The following is a 23,880-nucleotide window of genomic DNA, read 5'->3' on the forward strand; positions in this document are numbered from 1 at the left end:
TTTTTTTTAAAAACCCCTTGACAAAGTGTAACACTGCTGATATAATTGTATACATAGTAGTTATACAATTTGAACTTCGTTATACAATCCGGAAGGTATAACAGAGTTTTATAACCACAAGGAGTGTGCACTTATGAATATCAACATCAGTAACTCATCAGGTGAGCCGATCTACATACAGATCGCCAACCAGATAAAAACGCTGATACTGGAGGGCAAGCTGGCAGAGGGGGAAGCTCTGCCGTCCATGCGCGTTCTCGCAACGGAGCTCCGTATCAGCTTCATGACCACAAAACGTGCCTATGAGGAGCTTGAACGCGACGGCTTTATCGAAAGCTATACGGGCAGGGGCTCCTTTGTAAAGGCGCAGAATTTAGAGCTTTATCGTGAGGAGCAGATCAAGCGTATCGAAAGCCTGCTCATGGAGGCAGGAGAGACTGCCCGCAAGGCAGGCGTTACTATGGACGAGCTTCACGAGCTGCTGGACCTTGTAAACGGAGGGGAATAATATGAATGAATATGAGAATGCGATCAGCATAAAGGGCGTAACCAAGCGCTATGACGGATTTACGCTGGACAATGTAAGCTTTGATGTGCCCAAGGGCTGTATCATGGGATTTATCGGACAGAACGGTGCAGGCAAGACCACCACTATCCGCAGTCTGCTCCATATCACCAATATTGACAGCGGTGAGATAAGCCTGCTGGGTATGGACCATGTAAAGGACGAGGCGGAGCTGAAAAAGCGTATCGCGGTGGTATTCGATGAGCTGCCATTCCACGATATGTTCAACGTAAAGGATATGGCAAAGATATTCCGCGGACTTTATCCCGATTGGAACGACGAGACCTATATGAAGTATATCGACCGTTTCCAGCTTCCGAAGAAAAAGAAGATAGGACAGTTCTCAAAGGGCATGAAGATGAAGCTCCAGATAGCCTGTGCCCTGTCCCACAATGCCGAGCTTCTGGTAATGGACGAGGCTACCACGGGACTGGACCCCGTTGTCCGCGACGAGATACTCCACATCTTCATGGAGTACCTTTCAGACGGCGAGCGTTCCATTCTTATGTCCTCACACATCACCTCTGACCTTGAGAAGATAGCCGATATGGTAACATTCATCGACAAGGGCAGGATACTGCTGACAGGCTACAAGGACGAGATACTCGAAAGCCACGGTATACTCAGGTGCGCAAAGGACTACATTCAGAATGTTGACCCCGAGGACATCGTAAGCGTACGAACCAATAATTTCGGCGCCGAGATAATGGTCAGCGACCGTGAAAGCGCAAAGATGAAGTACAGGGATACGGTGATCGACCCCGCAAGCCTTGATGATATAATGCTCTACTATGTACACAGAGAAGCAAAGGAGTGGTCGTAATGAAAATGTACAGATCCCTTGTTTACAGAGAATGGAGACTCTCACGCGGACATTATATATTGATGACTATACTTTTCCTGCTGACGGAGACTGTGTTTATTCTTCCTGTTCTTGTGGAAAAGCAGTCTGTCCTTGACGCTCCGTCGGAGGATATAAAGACGATCAAGCTGTCCATCGCAGTCGTAGCGCTGTTCCTTGCAGCTATAGGCGGATTTATCGCAGGAATGAACAACAGGGTCCACAAGGCTGATATAGCCAGCGGCTGGAAGAGATATTCCTATGCACTTCCTCCCACGGCAAAGCAGAGAGCTGCTTCGGACCTTATGATGAAGCTTATCATGATGATATTCTATGCAGCTCTTATCTTCTGCTATGCCGCAGCTGCAAAGGCGATCATCGGCGGAAAAATAATAGGAAGCACTATAAGCACATATCTTATCGTTTCTTCAATTGCTTTGGTTTTCGATACCATTTACTGCGGTATACTGCTTATGGCAAACAGCAGGAATGACCTGAAAAAGTTCAGCATCATTGCCTCTGCCGCAGGTGTGGCGCTGTTCTTCATTCTCACACATTTCCCCATCAAGATCGGTTCCGGAAAAAAGATCAGTATTGCAGACAGGCTGATTAACATCATAGACACTATGAATAAGGGTTACTTTATACTGATAAGCGCTGCTGTATTTGTTCTTATCTGCGCATTATATTACATTGTAATGTGGAGATCATACGAGAGGAGAGAAGCATAATGACAGGCTTCGTCTATAAGGAGTTGAAGCAGAACCTGAGATATATACTCCTTACCGTTGTCAGCGGTTTTATTCCGCTGATAGTGCTGATAATGTTCCGTGACAGCGGTGAGACAGCCTCTGACTTTCAGAAGCTGCTGGAGATAGGCTTGATAGGCGGACTCCTGCTGGCAGGAGGTATGGAGATGGCTGTTCTCAACGGCGATGACCGCAGGCTCTGGGCGTATTTCGTCTCCTCAACATCTGACGGCTACAGAGGTTTTCTCCGCGTTAAGTACGAGATGATATTCGTAATGTCACTGCTGTTCCTGACGAGCTTTACGCTGTGTGAGCAGCTTATTACAGCCATTGCTGCCGACAAGGGAATGATGGTTGAGAGTACGACTTCTGCAATTGCAGTACCGCTGGTATTCATTCAGTTCCTTCTCAGGTCGGTGGATATACCGCTTTTCTATCGCTTCGGTGCAAAAAAGGGCAATACCATAAAGCTAATTTCTGTGCTGGCGATTATCGTGGTTCTCTTTACGGTGCTGCTGATAAACATTGACAATTTTGAAGATGTGTACAATAGTGTATGCAAGGCATTCACAGAGTACACAAGATCGCCCCTGCTTCCTGCGGGAGCTGTTGCTGCTCTGGCTGCATACTATGCTTCCTACCGCATATCGTGCAGGGTCTATCTGAAAGGAGCGGAGAAGTATGACAAATAAAAAGGCAAACATCAAGCGTCTGGGACTGTATCTCCTTATCGCCTTTGCACTGAGCCTTCTGCTCATAGTTTTCAGAAAGCCCATGGAGACTTCGGCGAGGGTAAGCTTCATCATTACTCAGTTGTTCAGTTTCTCTCCTGCCATAGCCTGCCTTATCACAAGGGCGGTCACTAAAGAGGGCTTCGGGGACTTGAAGCTCCACTTCAATTTCCGAGGTAATTTCAGATGGTATCTGCTGGCATTTGCGCTGCCGCTGGTATGCTTTTCCGCATCAATGCTTCTTCCCGTCATCATCAGCGGATACGGCAGCAGGCTCAGCGGATTTACGGCAAAAAACATGCTCTCAGTCATATTCATACTCATGGGGCAGTCCGCTGTGGTATCGGCAGGGCTGCTGGGCGAGGAGCTGGGCTGGCGCGGCTATATGAACTGCACCATGGAGCCTCTCTTCGGCACCTTCGGGACCTGTCTCGCAGGCGGTATCATGTGGGGACTGTGGCATTTCCCCATTGATATATCAAACTACCTCGGAGGCGGCGGTTCTCTTTCATACTCAATGGAGAGCGCCTTCAGCAGGCTGGCAATGCTGACCTGCTTCGGAGTGTTCCTTATGTGGCTCACAAAGAAGACCGACAGCGTATTCCCTGCGGTGGTAGCGCATTTCATGTTCAACCAAAGCCAGAATGCACTCATGTCGCTGTTTATGGAGAGCGATATACCCGAGGACGCAGATGTGGGAAAACTTGCGGACGTTTTCGGATATGTACCCATGGCTCTGGTGGCAGTTGTATTCATGTACCTCCTGCTGCGAATGAAAAAAACAAAAACGCCCTCAGTGTAAGGGCGACGCTCGTACAGAAGGTTTACGGGTGATATTGAGGGAAGCTCTTTGAGAGAAGTGCTTCCCTTTATTCTTTTTCTGAGGACTCTGTTTCGTTTTTATCAGGACAGGGCGCTTGATAATATATGCCTTTTTATTATATTTAAGGCGCCCTGTCCTGATAAAAACCAGCCAAAAGTCTTTGGAAAAGGGGGTATGGGGGAAAGAACCTTTCCTCAGAAAGGTTTTTCCCCCATAATTACGCGTAAACTTCTATATAAGCACCGTCCTTAAACTGAGGGCGTTTTTTTATTCGTCGAAGTTTTCGGGGTGTTTGGGCTTGCGCTTATAGCGCTTTTTATCGGTGTCAACTACCTTGGTGGCAGGGTCAACGCCGTTCCAGCTGCCTCTCTTTGAGGAGTCTATCTTCTTTTTCTCCTTTTTGCTCATCTTATCGTAGGAAACGAATTTATCCATTATTCTTCACCTGCCTTGAAATTGTAGATAGGTTTGATGACCTGGTCTATCTCCACGGTATCGCCGATGTTGTTCACTATATCCTCCATGGACTTATACGCCATGGGACACTCGTCAAGTGTGGCGGCGTTTACAGATGTGGTGTAGATGCCGTCCATCTGCTTTTTGAACTCGGAAACAGTGAAGCTCTGCTTGGCTTCCGAGCGTGACATAAGTCTTCCTGCGCCGTGGGGAGCAGAGAAGTTCCAGTCGGGATTGCCCCTGCCTGTGCAGATAAGACTGCCGTCCCTCATATTGATGGGGATAAGCAGCTTTTCGCCCTTCTGAGCAGAGACAGCTCCCTTGCGGAGTATCATGGTCTCTGTGTCGATGTAGTTGTGGATAGTGGTGAACTGCTCAGCCACATGGAGGTGCATACCCTTGATGATCTCGTCCATCATAGCCTGACGGTTGAGCATGGCGAACTGCTGAACGATCTTCATATCGTGGATATACTGTTCAAACAGCTCTCCCTCGCAGTAAGCAAGGTGCTTGGGCACGTCGGTGGTCTTGGTGTTAGCCAGCTTTTTCAGCTCGGACTGTATCTGCTTTTCCTTTCCCTCAGCCTTGAGCCTTGCGATGAGCTCAGCTGCCTCCTTGTCGGAGCTTTTATTCAGCCGCCTGTACGCCTCGTTCTGGTAGTACTTAGCGGTCTCGACGCCCAGGTGACGGGAGCCCGAGTGGATAACGATGTAGATGCTGCCGTCATCGCCCTTGTCGGCTTCGATGAAGTGATTGCCGCCGCCGAGAGTGCCGATGCTTTTCTCAGCGCGGAGAGGGTCGATGTGCTTAATGCAGTAAAGCTCGTCAAGGTCTATCCTGTCGGCGTAGCGGTGGGGCTTCTCTCTTATCGCAAAGCCCGAGGGGATATTATTGTGTATGAGCTTGTCCAGCTTCTGAAGCTCGATGTGTGTTTCCTTCAGCCTTACGGTCTCCATGCCGCAGCCGATGTCGACTCCCACCAGATTGGGGATGACCTTGTCGGTGATAGTCATGGTGGTACCGATGGTGCAGCCTGAGCCTGCGTGGACATCGGGCATGATGCGGATCCTTTCGCCCTTGCTGACGGGCTGGCTGCAAAAGGCGATGATCTGTGTGATCGCGTCCTGTTCGATAATATCGGTAAAAACCCTGGCTGAATTGAATTTTCCGTTTAATTCGATCATATCTTTTCCTTTCTCTTGTCTGCCCGAACGCATAAAAAAAGCACTCCCGCAGGAGTGCATAATGCTCTTGAATGCGCAGCTGTTCAGCACATGGCTGAACTCATCGGGCAAACTCCATGCTTCTTGTTGTTGGTATTGAGTTGTGAGTAACGTATCTGTGAGAATATTGTCATGGTGTTCACCATCCTTTCGTAGAATATGGCTTTATTATAGCCGTATGCACCGCATTTGTCAAGGGCGGAAATAAAATTGTAACTGAAATGTAATTGAAAAGCCTGTTCTCATCACTCGGTTATGAGCTCGCGGACCTCTATGCGCTTTATCTTTCCGGACGCAAGGTATGCCACGGCGAAGAAGCTGAGGCATATCACTGCGGCAGGCATAAGCAGAACCGCAGGTGTCAGGCAGGCTTTAAAGTCGGTAAGTCCCACTATCTTCATCATGAAGCTTATCATCTTTCTTGCCCACAGTGCGCTGAATATCTCTCCGACTACAGTTCCTGCAAGAGCGACTGCGGCAAATCTGACGGCGAACTGTCTGCGCAGGGAGCCTGCGGTGAAGCCCATTGCCTTGAATATGCCGATGTCTGTGCGCTCCTTTATAAAGGCACGGCGGCTGACCATGACTACTACCACGGCTGCGAAAATGGTTATAACGGCGTACATGGCGTAGGTCACTGAGTTCATGAGCACGGAGACTATGGTCCTGTAGGTGCTGAGGGAGTTGTTCTCAACATATTCGCTGGCAGAAAGCCTGTCTCCGAAGCGGTCGTTGAGCATATTTATCATGTCATCAAGCTTTGAGTCATCGCTGAGACTTATCTGAGCCTCCTGAATATCATTATAGCCCATTTTCTGCATACCTTCCTCTGTCATCATGGTGACGAGACCGAAATCGTACACCGACTGGAAGTAGCCTGTGACCACGAATTCCTCGCTTCTGTCCTGATAGCTGACCGTTACGGTATCGCCTATCTTCTTGCCTGTATCCTCGGAAACTCCTTTGGTGATGATGATCTCATTGTCGTATTTCGGAGCCCTGCCCTCCATGATGTCATAGTAGTCCTCGGTGCGGCGGAAGCTGTGTACGGGAGTGAATTCCCCGTCGATGACCATTCTGTGATAGGACATGGTATAGAGCTCCGCCTTTGGGTCTGTCTCTCTTGCGGCAGCCTCTATCTCGTCGGAGCTCTCCATAGTGAAGGCTCCTGTGCTTATGAGCTGCACCTGTCCCTTGGAGGTGCCGAAAAGCTTGTCGGGGTCAAGGTTTTCCACCAGCAGCATTATGCTTACCAGGAAGAAGACCAGAAGCACCACGATAAGGAATGTGCCAATATAGCTTCTGCGCCTGGAGTTGAGCTGCCTCAGCGCCAGTGAAAGTGACAGGGGCTTCTGTCTTATTTTAGTATTGAGCCTGCTGTCGAAGTGTACCTCTGTCCTGCCGCCTGAGATAGCCCTGACAGGTGAGATCCTGTCCACCTTTCTTGTGGCAGTCACGATAAAGCCCAGACAGATGAGTATTATGGCAAGGCACATAATTATGCACTTCCCGAAGGATACGCCGTTTCCCGTAAGGATACCCGTTACCCTCATCCACATTCTTATGAGTATACGGCAGGCGGGTATGGAGATCAGAATGCCGAGTATGCTGCCTATGATAAGGGCAATGGTGTACTGGAAGACGTAGACCAGCCTTATCCTGCCCACGGTGAAGCCCTGGGACCTGAGTATGCCCAGGTCTGTGCTGTCCATTTCTATTGATGCGCTTATGCTGTTGTGCATGGTTATGAGAATGACCAGGAGCAGCATTATTGTAAAGGCAGCCATACCTCTTGTGCCCGTGTTGGAGTACATCTCGAAGAGGTCCATGATATGCTGGCGGCTTACTGCCCAGTTTGAGGAGTTGATGATACCGCTCTCGTTTATGAGGCTGCGCTTGAGCTCCGCGGCGCTTACGCCCTCTTCTCCGTGAATATATAGCTCGTCCTGGAGGATAAGGCGCTTCACATCGCTGTCAAGGTGGTCAAGCTCATGGCTGCACAGCCTTTCAAAGTCCTCTGCGGAGATGATACACTGATTATCCGCTATAGTTGTGGCACCGTGGACGGGGTCTTCATAGAAGCCCCTGACGATGAAAGTTTCCTCGGAGCCGCTGCTTGTGGTGAAGCTTATCTCAGCCCCCTTTTTCATCTCCTCCATGGCTTCCAGCTTGTAGGGGAGATATATGCCGCCGCTTTCGAGGTCGGTGTCCGCGGTGAAGCTGTCAAAGTCGCTGTTGAATACCTTTATTCCGTCATAAAAGCCCTTCAGCTGTATGGCGATATCCTGTTCCTTGCCGCCGACGACCGGCTTCTGATTGACTATCATAGAGGATTTCTGTGTGAAGCTTTTCACCTTCCTGTTTTTTCCGAGACTGTCAAGCATATCCTCCGTGAGCAGGTCATCATAGATAAAGACCGTCAGCTCTCCCACACCTGCCTCGTCAAGTGAGGAGGAAAGTGCGCTGCGGAGCTGGTCATCGTTGCTGACCGTGCCCGAAAAGGTAAAGGTAATGAGCGCCATGAGCAGTATGATACCGCTGAAAGCGCCCTTGCCGCGCTTTATGTTTGCAAGTGTGAGCCTGATGATACTTTTCATATGCCCACCTCACCATTCCATGGAGCTGAGCCAGGCGCCGACTTGGGTCTCGCGGCTTTTTTCGCGGGCGGGGTCGTATTTTTCAAGCTCAAGGTCGCCGATTATCTTTCCGTCTTCGATGTAGAGGATACGGGAGGCGCGGCAGGCGGCTCTCATATCGTGGGTGACCATGAGTATGCTCTGACCGCCCTTATTGAGCTCTGTCAGCAGGTCCAGCACCTCGGTGGTGTTTTTCCTGTTGAGGGCGCCTGTAGGCTCGTCCGCAAAGAGGAGCGCAGGCTCGTTTATGATGGCTCTTGCAATAGCGCAGCGCTGCTGCTCACCCCCCGAGCACTGGGAGGGGAGATGAGTCTTTATGTGGGATATGCCCATTTTCTCCAGAAGCTCCTCCGCTTTCTTATCCGTGTCCGCAGCGGACCTGTTTTTGCTGAGATACCCGGGGACTGCGATATTCTCAAAGAGACTCAGATTGCTCACAAGGTGCATCTGCTGGAAGATAAAGCCGAAGTCTCCGTGACGGAGGGCAGAGAGCTTCTTTTCGCTGAGCTTTGCGATGTCGCTGCCGTTGTACATGACTGAGCCGGCTGTAGCTCTGTCCATGCCGCTGAGGGCATAGAGGGTGGTGGACTTTCCCGAGCCCGAGGCTCCCATGATGACGGTGAAGTCTCCCTCATAAATATCCACGTCCATGCCCGTCAGGATATGTACCTGTTCACCGTTATGTACGAAGCTCTTGCAGAGCCCCTTTGCCGAAAGAATAGTTTTTTTCATAGTATAGCTCCTCTCTGTGGTGTCTGTATCTATTCTAACAGGCAAACCATTAAGAAATCCTTAAGACTTTTCTTCGTCAACAGGAAGTGTCAGAGTCACCTGAAAGCCGCCACGGAGGTTTTCGGCGCGGACGCTTCCTCCCGACTGCTCTGCGATGTACTTCACTATGAAAAGACCGAGACCTGCGCCGCTTTCGCCGTCGGTGTTGCTGCCGCGGCAGAACTTCCCGAAGATGAATGGCATATCCTCATCGGGGATACCCTTTCCGTAGTCGTGGAAGCGTATGACTGCCTGACCGTCGGAGCACTCAGCGGTAATATCCAGCTCTGTGCCTGCGTACTTTGCGGCGTTGTTGATGAGGTTTTCTGCCGCCTGACGGAGCCTTTCGGGGTCTGCATAAATATTTATGGGGTATGAAGGCTTGTGGAAGTGCACTTTCCCGTCGGGCGAGATGTCAGCCACAGCCTTTTCCAGCAGCTCTCCCAGTTCAAGGTGCTGTGGAGACATTTTCAGCTTTCCCAGCTCTGTCAGGGAGTGGGTAAGCATATCCGAGGTAAGCTTCGATACCTCGTCGCATTTCCTTATTATGACCTCAGTGTATTTTGCGCACTTCTCGGGCGAGCTGCCTATTCCCAGCTCCAGCGCCTCGGTATAGGCGCGGATAGAGGCTATGGGAGTCTTTATATCGTGGGACAGTGAAGCTATTACGGTCTTGTGGTTCTCGATAGCTTCCTTCTGGCAGGCGCGGGCTTTTCGTATCTCGCTGCGCATACTGTCGAAAGCCCAGGTGAACTTGCCGAAATAGTTGGTGCGCTGATATTCAAGAGGAATGTCAAGGTCGCCCTTTGCCACATTCTCCGCAAAGTCTGAGAGCTTACGGAAGGGTCTTATCATGACGATACCGCAGTAAAGACTGACGCCGGCAAGAAAGGCAAGACTTATCCCGCCCATGAGGAGAATAGCGTTCTGACCGCTTTTCTCACGCTTTTCTGAGCGTATCTCCTGCCTGAGCTCCTTTGCCTTAGCGGCGGCGGAGTCGGTGTCGCCTTGCCTGCAAAGGTTCTCTATCTCGTTCAGGTCAACGGCGTAGCTGCCTGTATTGTCGGTGTTATCGGCGCTTTGTATGTAGGAAAAGCCGCTGACGGCGATGATGACTGCCGCAAACAGTATAACTGTATGGATAAGCTTTTTCATTTGTCACCCTCCAGCATATAGCCCAGTCTCCAGATAGTCTTTATGTATCTGGGGGCGGCAGGGTCGTCCTCAAGCTTTTCCCTGAGCCAGCGGATATGCACCGTCAGGGTGGAGGGCTCCACCTCGTAGAAGGCTCCCCAGACCTCTGAGAGCAGCTTTTCCTTTGGGACAGCGGTGTTCATGTTCCTGCACAGGTACGCCAGAAGGTCGAATTCGCGCTGTGCAAGGTCTATGTTGCTGCCGTTCTTGGTGACGGTCCTGTTGGCAGTATTCACCTCAACGCTGCCGAAGCGCATTACCTTGCCGCTGCCCTGACCGTAGGCGCGTCTGATGAGTGCATTCACACGGGAGAGCAGCTCCTTCATGGAGTAGGGCTTGGGGAGAAAGTCGTCGCCGCCTATATCAAAGCCTGTTATGCGGTCGTTCTCGGCAGTCCGCGCACTGGCGAATATGACGGGAACGTCCGACACCTCACGGAGCTGCCTGCATATCTCAAAGCCCGTGGAATCGGGAAGATTGATGTCCAGGAGTATGAGGTGGAAGCTCCTTTCCGAGAGCAGTGAGAAGGCTGTCTCTGCACTGTCGGCACATTCGGTCTCATAGCCGCAGCCCTCCAGCATCTCGGAGATTATAAATGAAAGGTCACTGTCGTCATCGACGATAAGTATCCGTTTTTTGTCCATGTGTATCACCTCTGAGGGGAAAATAGTATCTATATAATTATATACTAAAGCCGTAAAGCGGTCAAGTCTGAGGGACTACGTTGACATTGGCAGGGACAGATGGTATAATTAGCCTGAGCAGAGGAGGTAGGGCAGATGAAGATTTTCATAGACGCGGACGGCTGCCCCGTGGTGGACATAACTGTAAGAGCGGCAAAGAAGTACGGTGCGGAGTGCACCATAATATGCGACACAGCTCACTCTATCAACAGGGAGGGCGCAGAGACCATAATAGTGGACAAAGGGGCGGACAGCGCCGACCTTCGCCTTGTGAACCTTGTGGGAGCAGGCGACATCGCCGTTACCCAGGACTACGGACTTGCCGCAATGTGCCTCAGCAGGCGCGCTATTGTCCTTGACCAGGACGGCAGGCTCTATACCGAGGAGAATATTTCGGGATTGCTGGAGTTCAGGGCGGTGTCGGCGAAGATACGCAGAAGCGGCGGACGCACCAAGGGCAAGGCAAAGCGCACTCCTCAGCAGGACAGGGATTTTGAAGCCGCTGTCACACGGCTTCTTGACGGTAACAGGTGAATATGATGAAAATGCCCCGAAGCGTTATCATGCCGCTTCGGGGCAAAATGTATTATTTCTGATACAGCTTCGGGATATGGTCGGGGACTATTGAGGTGAGATAGGCGGTAAATCGGTCAAAGCCCTCCTTGTCGAAGTCATCGCCTGTGCAGGCGATGACAAACTCGGTATCGTCATAGAAGCTGTACCAGCCTGTTTTGTGAAAGCCGTTCCGCAGATAGAAGCTCTGGCGGCGCAGGCGAATATCGTTATTTTCACAGCTGTCATCGGGGGCTTCATACTCTACTACTATCTGACAGCCGCGGTAGTATTCCCTAAGAAGCTTCAGCGCCCTGCTGCCGATACCGCGGGAACGCTCATCGGGAGCTATCGCAAAGTAGGCAAGGTATCGTATATTACGGTATTTCCGCACAGTAAAAAAGCCTTTTATACCGTCATCATCGTATATCCCAAGCATATCAAGATTTCCGTCCGCTCCCGAGGCGTACAGATCATCAAGGGAATTCCTCTCACATTCGGGGAAGGAGACTTCGTTTATCCTGTCCATGATCTCTTTGTCGGGAGAGGTCTTTTCAACGTATCTGAGCTGCATTTTATCACCTGTTTCGTTATATATATGTGTTTATTATATCATCTGCGGCAGATAAAGTCAATTTTTCCGCACAGCTTGCCATAAGCAGGATTATGTGATATAATCGGAGTAAAGGAGTGAGTATCATGCCATATTTCAGAAATAAAGGACGCAGGTCTTCAGACATATTCGGGAGGATAGCCGCAGCTGCAGCAGCACTGCTGACAGCGGTCTGCCTTTCCTCCTGTCAGATGACAGAGATACCCGAAAGGGAAGTGATACACGAGAAAGAGGTGCCGCCAGCCATGCTTTTTCTGGGAGACTCCATTGCCGCGGGCTATGGTCTGGACGGCTATTCTGCCGACGATTATTACCACTGCCCTTCATATTCAAATATCCTCAAAGACAGATACACCGAGGAGCTTGAAGGACAGTGCGGACACACAATGGTGAACAAGGCTGTGTCGGGCTATACATCTCAGGACTTCATAGACCAGCTCAGAAGCGGTGGACTTGACGAAGACCTTTCAGGCAGCGACGCGGTCATAGTCTCCATAGGCGGAAATGACCTTCTTGACATTATGCTGGGACTTTTCCAGAGCCTTGGTGTTGATGACAAGGGCAGCTTCAACTCTGACGGGCTTGACCTTTTCAGTGCGGCTTCACTGTTTTTCAGCATGGACAAGGACGTGGACGCAGCTCTGGAGCAGTTTGACAAGAACATGGATATAATTTCCCAAGAGATCCTTTCAAGGACAGAGGGACAGGTCTATTTCCAGACTCTCTACGATCCGCTGGAATACTACACCGAGTTCAGCATGGTAACGGACTTCTCAGGGGAGAAGATAGGCAGGCTCAACAGTATCATAAAGTCCCATTCTGCCAGCGGCTACAAGGTAATAGACGTGGCTGCGAAGTTCAGTGGGAAAGCAGAAGAGCTGACTAATATCAGCGACCTTGATATACACCCCAACGCCGAGGGACATAAGGTCATTGCCGAGGCTGTTGACAGGGCATTCCGTGAAACAGGCTTTACATATACAACAACTGAGCTCGGAGAGAAGCGGCTTACCGATGTGGGCAGAAGTGTCATTATCGGCAGCTCGGCAGGAGCCGTTGCGCTGCTGATAGCCATTACCGCAGCGGTCTGCATAATTGTCCGCAGAAAGAAGAAGGACACAGAATAATCAGGCGCTGCCTGACTATAATTGCTGCTGATATAAATCATAATTTTGCGGAGCAAAATTATGATTTGAGTAAGTAGTAAGTAGAAAGTAGTGAGTAGAAGCCGATACACTGAATAATACTACTCTCTACTTACTACTCTCTACTCACTCAAAATTTAACATTGCAGACAAAAAAAGCCCCTGAGCGTTTTGTAACGTTCAGGGGCTGAAATTATTTATTCGGTCAGCAGTTCAAGCTCCTGCTCGGTCAGCGGACGGAAGCTGCCCTCAGGGAGGGACGGGTCAAGAGACAGTCCTCCTATACTCTCCCTGCGGAGGTAGAATATGCGGCAGCCCACTGCCTCCAGCATCCGCTTTACCTCGTGCTTTTTGCCCTCGTGTATGGTAAGTGAGGCTGCAAATGCTGCACCCTCGGGATTTTTCATGTAGCGCTCACGCCTGTACTCCGGCATAAAATCCTCAAGGTCGGCTATGCGGTATTCCTTTATGAGCCTGAAAACGGCACTTCCCGTAATAAAGCCTGACATGGCTATGCCCTCACGGAGACGGGACTGCTTTTCGTCGTCCATTGAGCCGATGGCGTAGAAAAAATAGGTCTTGCTGACATGGCTTCGGGGCTGCATTATTTTCTGGTCGAGGAAGCCGTCATCGGTCAGTATCAGCAGTCCGCAGGTATCCTTGTCAAGCCTTCCCACAGGGTGGAGCTTTTCCCTCAGCTCATGGGGAAAATAGTCCATGACGGTCCTGTGTACCTCGTCGGAGCAGGCGGTGACGCAGCCCCGGGGCTTATTGAACATATAGTAAAGCATAAATGCTCCTTTCATCGTTATCTCACAGGAATATTATACCATGGCTCCGAACGGCTTTCAAGTGCCGAAATCTATTGCTATCCTTTCGACGCTGTGCTATAATTAATATATAACGTACAAGGAGAGGATAACGATGATCGGGAAAATACTTGAATACTTCAATACGGGCGTTCTCACAGCCGACGAGGAGGAGCTCAACGCAGCTGTCTGGGAGATATGTCAGGAGACTCAGAAAAAGCTCACGGAGCTGAATTACACCTACCACGATACTCCTCAGGTGGCAGAACTGCTGTCAGACATTATCGGCGAGAGAGTGGGAGAGGGCTTCCGTATGTTCCTGCCCTTCTATGCAGACTTCGGCAGGAATATCCACATCGGCAGGAATGTTTTCATCAATTCAGGCTGTCATTTCCAGGATCAGGGCGGCATCTACATAGGCGACGATACCCTCATCGGGCACAACGTGGTGCTTGCCACGGTGAATCACGCCATTGACCCTGCGGACAGGCGGTGCATATACCGTCCCATAAGGATCGGCAGCAGAGTGTGGATAGGCTCAAATTCAACGGTGCTCCAGGGAGTTACTATCGGTGACGGAGCTATCATAGCAGCAGGAGCTGTCGTAACAAAGGACGTTGCTCCCAACAGCATAGTCGGCGGAGTTCCTGCAAAGTTCATAAGGGACATAGTATGAGAAGGGACATATTCGTGGACGACAGCTTCGCCCTGGGGGGATTTACCTCGGGCAGGGAGGGGATATGGACAAGAGACAGCGCCGATATGCCAGCCACAGCCGACTATTTGGAGCTCTGCGCCGCTCTTGGAACATCTCCTGAGAGAATGGTCCGTCCATATCAGGCAAATGGTCAGAGGGCTGCCATTGTGGAGCCCCGTCACGGCGGAAGCGGCATAATCAAGGACAATGAGCTGACTAAAACGGACGGACTTGTCACTGCTCACAGGTGGCTTGTCCTGACGGTCATCGCTGCGGACTGCGCTCCCGTATATCTCATGGACAGGGAGGCAGGCGTCATAGGGCTCATGCACTGCGGCAGACAGGCTGCGGCAGGGGAGCTGCTCCGCAACGGCGTGGACTGTATGGTATCACTGGGCGCTTCTGCTGAGCGTATCGCCATGATAATAGGTCATCACATTTGCAGGGACTGCTATGAGGTGGGCGAGGAGGTCTACAGGGAGTTTGCAGACTGCTTTCCCCCAGGGCAGCTGATGGAAATATTTGCAGTTAAAGACGGCAGATACTTCCTCAGCCTTTCACAGGCGCTGATATTCAAGGCGCTGGAGCTGGGCATTCCCGGAGAGAATATCTCCCTCCGCGGAGAATGTACCTGCCACTGCACCGACTTCTTCTCCTACAGACGGGGAGACAGGGGAAAGCAGGACCTTGCATATCTGATGATGAAATAAAAAGCGGCTGAACCGCAGCAATAAGGAGCTGATAATATGAGAGCAGGAAAGATAACAGCAGTATTTACCGCAGCGGCTTTTGCTCTTCCCATGGGTGCAAACGCTGCACAGGAGGAAAAGCACTGCCGCGTGGTGGGCTACCTCCCCGACTGGAGCTATCAGGCTTACAGTGACCTTGACCCCGCCGACCTTACCCACATAAACATTGCCTTCTGCAACCCCGATGAAAACGGCAGGCTCTGCTGCAATATCCCCGACAGCGAGCTTGAAAGCATAGTGAAGTCCGCCCACGAGAAGGGGACGGAGGTCTTTGCGGCTCTCGGCGGAGGAGGGGGCTGTGACAACTATCTGAGGTTCATTGAGGAGCCCGACAGAATGGCGCAGTTCAGCTCCGACATCATGACCTACTGCGAGAAGTACGGCCTTGACGGCATAGACCTTGATATAGAGCTGGGTTCACAGGACAGGATATGGGACTACTACGGTGACTGGTGCCTTCAGCTCAGGGAGCTCTGCGACGACAGGGACATGGAGATGTCCACGGCGACAGCCCGATGGGTAGCGGAAAAGGTAACACCCGAGACCTTTGCCCTCTTTGATTTTGTCAATGTTATGGCTTATGACAACGACGAGGACAGCAGCTCCCACGCCTCCTATGATTATTCCGTCAAATGTCTGGACTATTTCTCCGCGGTGAAGAAGATACCCTCTGAAAAGCTGGTGCTGGGAGTTCCCTTCTACGGCAGGGGCTATACAGCGGAGGGGGAGCTGGACTGGAATTCCTACCGCTCCTTTGCAGACCTTGTAAAGGACAACGCCGACAACTATTCCCGTGACAGCTTCAACGGCTATGCCTACAACGGCGCGGAGACAATGGCGAAAAAGGCAGAGCTGGCTAAAAACTACGGCGGTATCATGATATGGGAGCTCACACAGGACGTCAGGGGCGACAGCTCCCTGCTTAAAGTTATCGACCGCACTCTTTATGGTGCTCCTTCGGCTGCTATTGGGGACGTGAACGGTGACGGTGAGTTCACAGTCGCGGACGCGGCTGCTTTGCAGGGCTGGCTGCTGAAAAAGGAGACTGCCCTTGCGGACTGGAGTGCAGGCGACTTTGAAAAGGACGGCGTTCTCGATGTTTTCGACCTTATGCTGATGAAGCAGGCTCTCATTGTGGCTGCTCCGAAGAAGCATATTGTAACTGTCACCAACACAGAGGAGCTTTATGAGGCGATGCGCAATGCAGCGCCCGGGGACGTGATAAAGGCTGCGCCGGGAAATTATGACTGCACGTCTGAGACTATGGCTTCCGAGGCGGACGGCACTGCCGACGCTCCCATAACTCTCTGCGCCCTTGACCCCGATGAGCCGCCTGTGCTTACGGGACAGAACACGGAGCACGGCTATGTTCTCCACATCATGGGTGACTACTGGGTGCTGGACGGACTTGTCTGCACAAACTGCCAGAAGGGCATAGTCCTTGACCACTCCAATCACACTGTTATACAGAACTGCGAGCTTCACACCCTGGGAGCCGAGGCAGTGGCTATCCGCGACGGAAGCTCATACTGCACCGTAAAGGACAGCTATATCCACGATACGGGACTTGTTTCTCCCGGCTACGGCGAGGGCGTGTACGTTGGAAGTGCCAAGTCTACAACGGGCTTTGACTACAAGTGCGACCATAATAAGATAATCGGCTGTACCTTCAAAAACGTAGCTGCCGAGCATATCGACGTCAAGGAGTACACCACGGATACGGAGATAAGCGGCTGCACCTTCTACGGAGACGGAATGACGGGAGCAAACTATGCAGGCAGCTTCATAGACCTCAAGGGCAATGACTGCTATGTTCACGACAATGTGGGCTACAGGAATGGCAATCCCAAGATAGTTGCCGCCTTTGAGATACACGAGCAGGTCGAAGGCTGGGGACTTCACCAGACCTTCGAGAACAACACGGTCTATATGGACCAGCCCTACGGCGCGGAGGATACCTCCCGCAGGATGTATGTAGTTGACGGCTGGTTCAGCGACTACTCCGTGAAGAACAACAGAGTGGACTACGGAAACGGACTTGTTCCCGCCAACAGCCGGGAGTACTACAATTCCGCCCACGTTACATATCTGGACTGAAAAAAGCCGCCCAACGGGCGGCTTTTCCTTTTGCGGTCATATTGTCAGATACCCTTGAAGGTTATCTTCTTGTACTTTTCAACTTTCTTGGCAACGGTCTCACGGGCAACGGGGTCCATGAAAAATCCGCCCTGTACATCTGCTATCTCGTCGCAGTGTACGCCGCGCCCCTCCTCGGTGGTACGGTCACGCTCAAGACCGTTTTCGGCGATAACGAACTTCCACTTGCCGTCATCGGTCTTTACAAGGTCGCCGCCTGCACCGCAGACTGCACATTCTATGGGGTACTTCAGACCGCCCCACTGCTCCTCTCCGAGACATAGGCAGTTGCTGTGACAGTTGGGACACCAGCCTGCATCGGGGTCTCCCAGCCATTTGCGCTCTGCAGCAGGAGTGTTCAGCGCCTTCATGACGTTCTCACCTATCTCCCTTGCACGGGCAAGCTTCTCCTCATACAGGAGCACCTGTGCGGGAGCAGGCACCTGTGTAGCCATATACATATCGACTACCTTGAAGCTGTTGGTGACTGTGGTTATCTGCATACATTCAAGAGCCAGTGACTGCCATGAACGGGTAGAGCCGCCCACAGCGATAAGAGCGCCCACACGGTCACGGGGCTCGATGGCGCCTATCTTGGTGAGGAAAGCCGACTCGTAAGCCAGGTTCCTGTGCATGAACTTGAGGAACAGCGATGAGGGCATGAGAGCATATGTAGGAGCGGAGAAGATCACCGCGTCCTGATTGAGCATGACCTCCATTATCTTGTGCTTGTCATCCTTGTCCTTCAGTGAGCAGCCTGTGTTCTTGCCCATGGACATACCCATGGTGCAGGCTGTACAGCCTGTACAGTCAAGGAGCTTATAGTCCTTGAGGTTTATCATTGTGATCTCCGCGCCCATTTCCTGACAGACGAGGAGAGCTTCCTTCAGAAGTATCTCGCAGTTGCTGTCTTTTCTGCCTGCTGTAACGCCCATTACTTTAAATCCCATAATAAAAACTCCTTTACTTATTGATATTGAGAGGTGAGTCCGTTCTGATGCGCCTTTTGTCCTTTTATAGCTGTAAAAAGCAGCTATTATGTCTTATCTCAATTATACGCCATTACCGTCAGAAAATCAACCTCTGGTGCAGTATTAAAACTCACAATATTAAAAGCGAAAAATTGTAAGTATTGTCGGTTGAAAAATAATGTGGAATGTGATAAAATTATTATTTATACTTTATGACTGAATGGAGCCATAGTTTATCTTGTACTTTATCCGCGGCTGTGTTATAATGTCCTCATAAAAATATCTGAGAGGAGGGAATGCCGTGAAAAGCCTGTTACAGTATCACTTGCAGTTATTATCGCACTTTGCGTTTCCGGCTGTTCACCGGATAAGAGAGCTGGCATTTCACTTGAGGATATATCCGGGGACGGCAGCAGTATCACCTGTACCTTTGACGGGGTGAAGCATGATATGATAGTTGATCTTCCCGAAATAAGTGAGAATGCTCCGCTGGTGGTAATGCTTCACGGCTACGGCGGATCGGCTGAGAGCTTCCGCACGGATACGGCTTTTCACGAAAAAGCCAATGAGGAGGGCTTTGCAGTTGCCTATATTACGGGAGCCTGCGCTCCTGATGACTCTTTTTCCTCCACGGGCTGGAACTCCTGGGACTGGAACAGCAACAGCCTCAGTGATATAGACACCACAGGGCTCATACTGGACTTTCTTGAGACTCAGAAGTAAAACTTTATTTTATGCAAAAATTTACAATTTGTCCATATCTTTTCTTTGCAGTGATATATAATTATATATAGCGGTATTGACCGTGAATATGACGAGATGGGAGAATCGTTAAATGAAAAAGAAAGCAAAAAGATTATTGGCTTCCCTTACTGCGGCGGCAGCAATGGGCGCAGTATGCTGCGCACCGCTGTCTGTGAACGGTATCAGGCTTGACCGGACAGCTCTGACAGCAGATGCTGCTTCAACGCTTACATCAGGCGACTTTCAGTATACCCTTGACAACGAACTGGTGACTATCACCAAGTATACAGGTGACGGCGCTGAGGTGCTGATACCTGCCGAGATCAACGGCAGCAAGGTAGCTGTCATCGAAAAGAACGCTTTCAGGGATAACTTAACTATTACTTCAGTAACTATCCCCGCATCAGTCACAGCAATAAATAATCTGGCATTCTACGGCTGTAAAAATCTTACAACTGTAAAGCTCAGTGAAGGTCTCACCAATTTAGGCTATCACGCCTTTACAAATTCGGGCGTCAAGGAGATCGTTGTACCTGCGTCTCTGACACAGTGCGATCACGCTTTCACAGGCTCCGATCTTGAAAAGGCTTCTCTGGCAGACGGCACTGTTACCGTTGCCAATACACTGTTCTCGGGCTGCAGCAAGCTCAGCTCGGTAACTCTTCCAAAGACCGTTACCGTTGTCGGCAATTATGCTTTTGAGAACTGCTCCTCACTTGCTTCCATAGAGCTCCACGAAGGCATCGAGAAGCTGGGCTATCATGCGTTCACAGGCAGCTCTGTCACAGAGGTCACAATTCCCGCATCGGTCACAGCTGCGGATCATCCATTCGCAAACTGCAAGGTGGAAAAGGCAGTATTTGCCGACGGCACCGAGACTATTCCGAATACTGTTTTCTCGGGCAGCGGAGCACTTGATTCCGTTACCTTCCCCGAGACACTGAAGGTTATCGGCAGCTACGCTTTTGAAGGCTGCTCCTCACTCACTTCCATCGAGCTCCCCGAGGGACTTGAGAAGCTGGGCTATCATGTATTCACGAACGCTGCGGTCAAGGAGGTCGTTATCCCTGCATCGCTGACAAGTTCAGACCATCCCTTCACAAACAGCGGTCTGGAAAAGGTATCATTTGCAGGCAGCAGAGAGGAGATACCCAATTATCTGTTCTCGGGCGTCAAGTCACTGACCTCAGTCACGCTTCCCGAGAATTTAAAGACCATCGGCAGCTATGCCTTTGACGGCTGCTCATCACTGTCCTCATTTGAATTTCCCGAGGGTATTGAGACAATACGCTATCACGCATTCTCAAATACAACCTTCAAGGAGGTAAAACTGCCCTCCAGCCTTACATCATGCGATAACGGCTTTGCAGGCTCCGCAGTAACAAAGGCAGCGTTTGCAGAGGGCATGGAGACAGTTCCCGCAAGTGTGCTCAGCGACTGTAAGCAGCTGACAGATGTTACTATCCCCAAGACAGTTACAAAGATAGGCAATTTTGCGTTCAGATACTGCAAGTCACTGACATCATTCACCTTCCATGAGGGACTTGAGAATATCGGATACCACGCTTTCTCTGATTCAGGTCTTGCCGAGGCAGCTCTTCCCTCCACCATCAAGTCCTGTGACAACGGTTTTGCAGGTGCACCCATTGTTAAGGCTTCCATTGCAGAGGGCGCAGAAAAAGTTCCCTCAAATACATTCAGTCAGTGCAGGATTCTCACAGATGTTACACTTGCCGATTCCATCAAGGCTATCGGCGACTACGGATTTGGCTATTGCAGCGCCCTTGCTGAGCTGGAGCTTCCCAAGAGCCTTGAGAGCATAGGCACGGACAGCTTCACAGGCTGTAAGGCTATGAAGACCATAAAGCTGCCCGATACCCTCAAGACCGTGGGCTACCGCGCATTCTCCGATTCCGGACTTGAGGAGATAACCATTCCCGCTTCTGTCACCAAGCTGGACAATGCCTTTGCCGGCAGCAGTCTCCGCAAGGCAGTATTTGAGGAGGGAAGCAAAGGTGTTCCTACCAACAGCTTCGCAGGCAGCCAGAACCTCAATGAGGTCGTTCTTCCCGACAGCGTACAGTCTCTCGGCAGCTATGCTTTCTCAAGATGCACAAAGCTGAGAGGGATCGAGCTTCCCGAGAAGCTCGGCAGCATAGCTTCATACTGCTTCCGTGAATCAGGTCTCAGAAGCATAGACATTCCCGACAGCGTGACTAATATGGACACCTCTGCATTTGCTGACTGTAAGTCACTCAAGGAAGCCAATATAGGCTCAGGTATCATCAAACTCAAAGACAGCGTCTTCAGCGGCTGTGTATCACTTGAAAAGGCAGTTATCTCCGGCAAGACAGAGAGTATCGGCAACAACACCTTCAAGGGCTGCCGCAGGCTGGCTGAGATTAATTATCCCAACGAATCCATTTCAAAGAATATCCATTCCTTCGATGATTGTTATGCTCTCAAGGATACCAGATTTGTGCTTCTTGAGCGCCCCGATTCTGATATTACCGTATCCGCAGGCAATATCGCCGTTGACGGTACAGCAGACGTTACAATTAACTATGCTCCTCTCAGCGGACGCTGCTCGGATGAGAGCAGTGCTGTACTTGTACTGAAGGTCTCAAACGGTCTCTCGCTCATAACTGATGCCGAGATAACAAATACCAACAAGAACACCTACAGCGGCGTAACTGTTTACAGGATACCCGTAAGTCCTGCGTCGGGACAGTTCAAGTTCAGCGTGAAGTCCCTCAAGTCAGGGGATTTCAGAGTTGAAGCCGACCTTGAATACGCAGAGGGCAAGACCACAAGAACAGAGCCTATCGACTCAGAGGCACTGAGCTCGGATATATTCGAGTTATGCGTTCCTCACACTGTGAATGCTCTCAAGACCGAGATAGCTGGTTCAGGTCCCAGAGGAATGAAGGTAGAGCTCAAAGTGAACGGCAAGACCGTGGGAAGTGCTGTTGCCAATAAGGTGAACGGCAGGTTCAGCATACCCGTGGAGCTCCCAGACAGCAAGGACGGCACTGTATTTACTGTTTCGGCAGTATCTGGCGATGCCGAGACCGCTGAGTATCAGATGGAATATGCAAAGCCCAAGCCGGCTGTACAGGGTGTCAAGCTTGGCATAAACAACAAGGCTCCCGACACTGATATAACAAATGTATTCACCGAGTTCGTTTCTCCCGTTATGGTGCTTTTCCCCAGCCGGCAGATGACGTTTGAGGTGAAGGTATCTAACAGCAGCGATGTTGAGAAGGTATATGTGACCAGCGTAGTAAATGGTCAGCTCAGCTCCATGGAGGCTCTCTACGATCCCGCCGAGGACAAGTGGACAGCAAAGGGCAAGTTCGGCAAGAACAGCTATACTCCGGGCGAACTGAACATCGTTGTAGTCACCAAGGACGAGTACAAGGAGCTCCAGGAGAATGGCGGCGCTGTTGACCTGAAAAACAACTTCTTCTCACATTCGGGCAATATCAGATTTATCGTTGATCCTTCGGGAAGCGTTTATGAGTGCAATCCCTCAAATCCCGTAAAGGGCGCAGAGATGAGTATTTACTATATGGGCGAGGACGGCGAGGCAGTTCTCTGGGACGGCACCGACTACGATCAGCAGAATCCAATACTCTCAGGTGAAAACGGCGAATATGCCTGGGACGTTCCATCGGGCGAGTGGCAGGTAGTATGCAAGGCAGAGGGATTTGAGCCTGTTACCAGCGAGTGGTTCGAGGTACCCCCTGTAAAGAAGGGTCTGGACTTCGCACTTGTAAGCAATGATGTTCCCGAGGTGGAGTCTGTTACATACGACGGTACCTATGTAAACGTCAAGTTCAGCAAGTACATGAACGAGGAGACCATCAACACCGACAGCATCACCTTTGATCCGGATACAGAGATCACGATACAGCCTGTATACCACAACAAGGAGACAAAGTTCACCGATACCTTCATGATCTCGGGCGACTTCTCACAGCTGGGAACAGTACAAATAAGCGTGGCTGACAGCTGCGTGAGCTATGCTGATGTTGCTGTAAAGCCTGTTACGACCGATTTAGTCATAAATGAGATAACAACTACCACCACAGATGTGACGACCACCACAACTACCACTACTACAACAACTACGACCAAGACACCCGCGACTACAACTACAACGACCAAGACACCCGCGACTACAACCACAACGACCAAGACACCCGCAACTACAACTACAACGACCAAGACACCCGCGACTACAACCACAACAACCAAGACACCCGCAACTACAACCACAACAACCAAGACACCCGCGACTACAACTACAACGACCAAGACACCCGCGACTACAACAACGACCAAGACACCCGCGACTACAACTACAACGACCAAGACACCCGTGACTACAACTACAACAAAGACACCCGCAACTACATCAACCACAACCAAGGCTCCGACTACAACCACCACTACTACTTCATCTGAACCTGTTACAACCACGACCACCACACCTCCCGCACAGCCCGAGGGACTTCTGGGCGACATCAACGGAGACGGCAGGATCGACGCTGTTGACGCTTCAAATATCCTTGCTATCTACGCAATAAGCTCAACCAACGGCGGAACACCTCCCACAGAGGAGCAGCTTGCTCTGGGAGATGTGAACCACGACGGCGCTCTGAATGCGCTGGACGCTTCACAGGTGCTCTCATTCTATGCTTACCACGCAACCAATGGAAAGCTTGGATTGGAAGAATACCTGAAGGAAGAATTCAATAAGTAACAGCTCAGAACTGTGCCGTGTGAA

At 50.8% G+C, this 23,880-nt stretch carries 21 protein-coding genes; 12 read left to right on the top strand and 9 right to left on the bottom strand.

From position 1 onward, the window contains the following. Nucleotides 1-133: 133 nt before the first annotated feature. Genes T488_RS0111645 through T488_RS0111665 form a run of 5 tightly spaced genes read left to right on the top strand, consistent with a single transcriptional unit; the run spans nt 134 to nt 3,688 of the window. Nucleotides 134-508 (top strand): GntR family transcriptional regulator, encoded by a 375-nt coding sequence (locus T488_RS0111645; RefSeq protein WP_028520951.1) that lies wholly within the window; start codon nt 134-136, stop codon nt 506-508. A gap of 1 nt (nt 509) precedes the next feature. After that, nucleotides 510-1,388, top strand: coding sequence for an ABC transporter ATP-binding protein (locus T488_RS0111650; protein ID WP_028520952.1), 879 nt, complete (start codon nt 510-512; stop codon nt 1,386-1,388). Next, on the top strand, nt 1,388-2,137 hold the full coding sequence (locus tag T488_RS0111655; protein ID WP_028520953.1) for a hypothetical protein: 750 nt from the start codon (nt 1,388-1,390) through the stop codon (nt 2,135-2,137). The genes T488_RS0111650 and T488_RS0111655 overlap by 1 nt, the downstream gene beginning before the upstream one ends. Further along, nucleotides 2,137-2,847, top strand: coding sequence for an ABC-2 transporter permease (locus tag T488_RS0111660; protein WP_028520954.1), 711 nt, complete (start codon nt 2,137-2,139; stop codon nt 2,845-2,847). Before T488_RS0111655 ends, T488_RS0111660 begins: the two co-directional genes overlap by 1 nt. After that, nucleotides 2,837-3,688 carry a CPBP family intramembrane glutamic endopeptidase gene (locus tag T488_RS0111665; RefSeq protein ID WP_028520955.1) on the top strand — a complete coding sequence of 284 codons (852 nt, stop codon included), beginning with the start codon at nt 2,837-2,839 and terminating at the stop codon, nt 3,686-3,688. Before T488_RS0111660 ends, T488_RS0111665 begins: the two co-directional genes overlap by 11 nt. 288 nt (nt 3,689-3,976) lie before the next feature. Here the strand turns inward: T488_RS0111665 and T488_RS19880 are convergent, their stop codons facing one another. The 6 genes from T488_RS19880 to T488_RS0111695 form a co-directional block, all read right to left on the bottom strand. Continuing rightward, a complete protein-coding gene (locus T488_RS19880) occupies nt 3,977-4,144 on the bottom strand; it encodes a hypothetical protein (RefSeq protein WP_196243318.1) in 168 nt (55 codons plus the stop codon). Beyond that, entirely contained in the window at nt 4,144-5,349 is a 1,206-nt protein-coding gene (locus tag T488_RS0111675; RefSeq protein WP_028520956.1) for an RNA-splicing ligase RtcB, read from the bottom strand. Before T488_RS0111675 ends, T488_RS19880 begins: the two co-directional genes overlap by 1 nt. A 284-nt stretch (nt 5,350-5,633) precedes the next feature. Next, nucleotides 5,634-7,985, bottom strand: a complete 2,352-nt coding sequence (locus T488_RS0111680; RefSeq protein WP_028520957.1) for an ABC transporter permease — start codon at nt 7,983-7,985, stop codon at nt 5,634-5,636. A gap of 9 nt (nt 7,986-7,994) precedes the next feature. Further along, nucleotides 7,995-8,756, bottom strand: coding sequence for an ABC transporter ATP-binding protein (locus tag T488_RS0111685; protein WP_028520958.1), 762 nt, complete (start codon nt 8,754-8,756; stop codon nt 7,995-7,997). A 60-nt stretch (nt 8,757-8,816) separates the two neighbouring features. After that, entirely contained in the window at nt 8,817-9,950 is a 1,134-nt protein-coding gene (locus T488_RS0111690) for a sensor histidine kinase (protein WP_028520959.1), read from the bottom strand. Then, the gene (locus tag T488_RS0111695) at nt 9,947-10,633 is read right to left on the bottom strand and encodes a response regulator transcription factor (RefSeq protein ID WP_028520960.1); all 687 of its coding nucleotides are present in this window, start codon (nt 10,631-10,633) and stop codon (nt 9,947-9,949) included. Before T488_RS0111695 ends, T488_RS0111690 begins: the two co-directional genes overlap by 4 nt. 135 nt (nt 10,634-10,768) lie before the next feature. Between T488_RS0111695 and T488_RS0111700 the strand changes: the two genes are divergently transcribed. Beyond that, nucleotides 10,769-11,206, top strand: coding sequence for a YaiI/YqxD family protein (locus tag T488_RS0111700; protein ID WP_028520961.1), 438 nt, complete (start codon nt 10,769-10,771; stop codon nt 11,204-11,206). A 52-nt stretch (nt 11,207-11,258) separates the two neighbouring features. On the opposite strand, the gene T488_RS18890 is transcribed toward T488_RS0111700, so the two are convergent. Beyond that, nucleotides 11,259-11,798: a GNAT family N-acetyltransferase gene (locus tag T488_RS18890; RefSeq protein ID WP_051536440.1), complete on the bottom strand. Its 540-nt coding sequence runs from the start codon at nt 11,796-11,798 to the stop codon at nt 11,259-11,261. A gap of 125 nt (nt 11,799-11,923) precedes the next feature. Between T488_RS18890 and T488_RS0111710 the strand changes: the two genes are divergently transcribed. After that, nucleotides 11,924-12,964: an SGNH/GDSL hydrolase family protein gene (locus T488_RS0111710; protein ID WP_082320515.1), complete on the top strand. Its 1,041-nt coding sequence runs from the start codon at nt 11,924-11,926 to the stop codon at nt 12,962-12,964. Nucleotides 12,965-13,179: 215 nt separating this feature from the next. On the opposite strand, the gene T488_RS17810 is transcribed toward T488_RS0111710, so the two are convergent. Continuing rightward, nucleotides 13,180-13,773 carry a pseudouridine synthase gene (locus T488_RS17810; protein ID WP_051536441.1) on the bottom strand — a complete coding sequence of 198 codons (594 nt, stop codon included), beginning with the start codon at nt 13,771-13,773 and terminating at the stop codon, nt 13,180-13,182. Nucleotides 13,774-13,906: 133 nt separating this feature from the next. Here T488_RS17810 and T488_RS0111720 point away from each other — a divergent pair, with 133 nt between their 5' ends. From T488_RS0111720 to T488_RS18900, 3 genes are read left to right on the top strand one after another with little or no spacing between them, the layout of a single operon-like run. After that, nucleotides 13,907-14,467, top strand: a complete 561-nt coding sequence (locus T488_RS0111720) for a sugar O-acetyltransferase (RefSeq protein WP_037297992.1) — start codon at nt 13,907-13,909, stop codon at nt 14,465-14,467. Further along, nucleotides 14,464-15,198: a polyphenol oxidase family protein gene (locus T488_RS18895; RefSeq protein WP_051536442.1), complete on the top strand. Its 735-nt coding sequence runs from the start codon at nt 14,464-14,466 to the stop codon at nt 15,196-15,198. The genes T488_RS0111720 and T488_RS18895 overlap by 4 nt, the downstream gene beginning before the upstream one ends. 36 nt (nt 15,199-15,234) lie before the next feature. Beyond that, complete coding sequence (locus tag T488_RS18900) at nt 15,235-17,334, top strand: glycosyl hydrolase family 18 protein (RefSeq protein ID WP_051536443.1); 2,100 nt, start codon at nt 15,235-15,237, stop codon at nt 17,332-17,334. Nucleotides 17,335-17,378: 44 nt separating this feature from the next. On the opposite strand, the gene T488_RS0111735 is transcribed toward T488_RS18900, so the two are convergent. Next, a complete protein-coding gene (locus T488_RS0111735; RefSeq protein ID WP_028520964.1) occupies nt 17,379-18,323 on the bottom strand; it encodes a flavodoxin family protein in 945 nt (314 codons plus the stop codon). A 471-nt stretch (nt 18,324-18,794) separates the two neighbouring features. Between T488_RS0111735 and T488_RS0111740 the strand changes: the two genes are divergently transcribed. Both T488_RS0111740 and T488_RS0111745 read left to right on the top strand, forming a co-directional pair. Next, complete coding sequence (locus tag T488_RS0111740; RefSeq protein ID WP_028520965.1) at nt 18,795-19,067, top strand: PHB depolymerase family esterase; 273 nt, start codon at nt 18,795-18,797, stop codon at nt 19,065-19,067. Nucleotides 19,068-19,179: 112 nt separating this feature from the next. After that, on the top strand, nt 19,180-23,856 hold the full coding sequence (locus T488_RS0111745) for a leucine-rich repeat protein (protein WP_028520966.1): 4,677 nt from the start codon (nt 19,180-19,182) through the stop codon (nt 23,854-23,856). The last annotated feature ends 24 nt before the right edge of the window (nt 23,857-23,880 follow it).

Source organism: Ruminococcus flavefaciens ND2009, from assembly GCF_000621785.1.
Classification (GTDB): Bacteria; Bacillota; Clostridia; order Oscillospirales; family Ruminococcaceae; genus Ruminococcus; species Ruminococcus flavefaciens_C.

Excerpts from the sequence above, each read along its gene's own strand:
- T488_RS0111700 (WP_028520961.1), top strand. The coding sequence starts at position 10,769 with ATGAAGATTTTCATAGACGCGGACGGCTGCCCCGTGGTGGACATAACT.
- T488_RS0111695 (WP_028520960.1), bottom strand. The coding sequence starts at position 10,633 with ATGGACAAAAAACGGATACTTATCGTCGATGACGACAGTGACCTTTCA.
- T488_RS18890 (WP_051536440.1), bottom strand. The coding sequence starts at position 11,798 with ATGCAGCTCAGATACGTTGAAAAGACCTCTCCCGACAAAGAGATCATG.
- T488_RS18895 (WP_051536442.1), top strand. The coding sequence starts at position 14,464 with ATGAGAAGGGACATATTCGTGGACGACAGCTTCGCCCTGGGGGGATTT.
- T488_RS0111650 (WP_028520952.1), top strand. The coding sequence starts at position 510 with ATGAATGAATATGAGAATGCGATCAGCATAAAGGGCGTAACCAAGCGC.
- T488_RS0111645 (WP_028520951.1), top strand. The coding sequence starts at position 134 with ATGAATATCAACATCAGTAACTCATCAGGTGAGCCGATCTACATACAG.
- T488_RS0111735 (WP_028520964.1), bottom strand. The coding sequence starts at position 18,323 with ATGGGATTTAAAGTAATGGGCGTTACAGCAGGCAGAAAAGACAGCAAC.
- T488_RS0111740 (WP_028520965.1), top strand. The coding sequence starts at position 18,795 with ATGATAGTTGATCTTCCCGAAATAAGTGAGAATGCTCCGCTGGTGGTA.
- T488_RS0111655 (WP_028520953.1), top strand. The coding sequence starts at position 1,388 with ATGAAAATGTACAGATCCCTTGTTTACAGAGAATGGAGACTCTCACGC.
- T488_RS19880 (WP_196243318.1), bottom strand. The coding sequence starts at position 4,144 with ATGGATAAATTCGTTTCCTACGATAAGATGAGCAAAAAGGAGAAAAAG.
- T488_RS0111710 (WP_082320515.1), top strand. The coding sequence starts at position 11,924 with ATGCCATATTTCAGAAATAAAGGACGCAGGTCTTCAGACATATTCGGG.
- T488_RS0111720 (WP_037297992.1), top strand. The coding sequence starts at position 13,907 with ATGATCGGGAAAATACTTGAATACTTCAATACGGGCGTTCTCACAGCC.
- T488_RS0111665 (WP_028520955.1), top strand. The coding sequence starts at position 2,837 with ATGACAAATAAAAAGGCAAACATCAAGCGTCTGGGACTGTATCTCCTT.
- T488_RS0111745 (WP_028520966.1), top strand. The coding sequence starts at position 19,180 with ATGAAAAAGAAAGCAAAAAGATTATTGGCTTCCCTTACTGCGGCGGCA.
- T488_RS0111680 (WP_028520957.1), bottom strand. The coding sequence starts at position 7,985 with ATGAAAAGTATCATCAGGCTCACACTTGCAAACATAAAGCGCGGCAAG.
- T488_RS0111675 (WP_028520956.1), bottom strand. The coding sequence starts at position 5,349 with ATGATCGAATTAAACGGAAAATTCAATTCAGCCAGGGTTTTTACCGAT.
- T488_RS17810 (WP_051536441.1), bottom strand. The coding sequence starts at position 13,773 with ATGCTTTACTATATGTTCAATAAGCCCCGGGGCTGCGTCACCGCCTGC.
- T488_RS0111690 (WP_028520959.1), bottom strand. The coding sequence starts at position 9,950 with ATGAAAAAGCTTATCCATACAGTTATACTGTTTGCGGCAGTCATCATC.
- T488_RS0111685 (WP_028520958.1), bottom strand. The coding sequence starts at position 8,756 with ATGAAAAAAACTATTCTTTCGGCAAAGGGGCTCTGCAAGAGCTTCGTA.
- T488_RS0111660 (WP_028520954.1), top strand. The coding sequence starts at position 2,137 with ATGACAGGCTTCGTCTATAAGGAGTTGAAGCAGAACCTGAGATATATA.
- T488_RS18900 (WP_051536443.1), top strand. The coding sequence starts at position 15,235 with ATGAGAGCAGGAAAGATAACAGCAGTATTTACCGCAGCGGCTTTTGCT.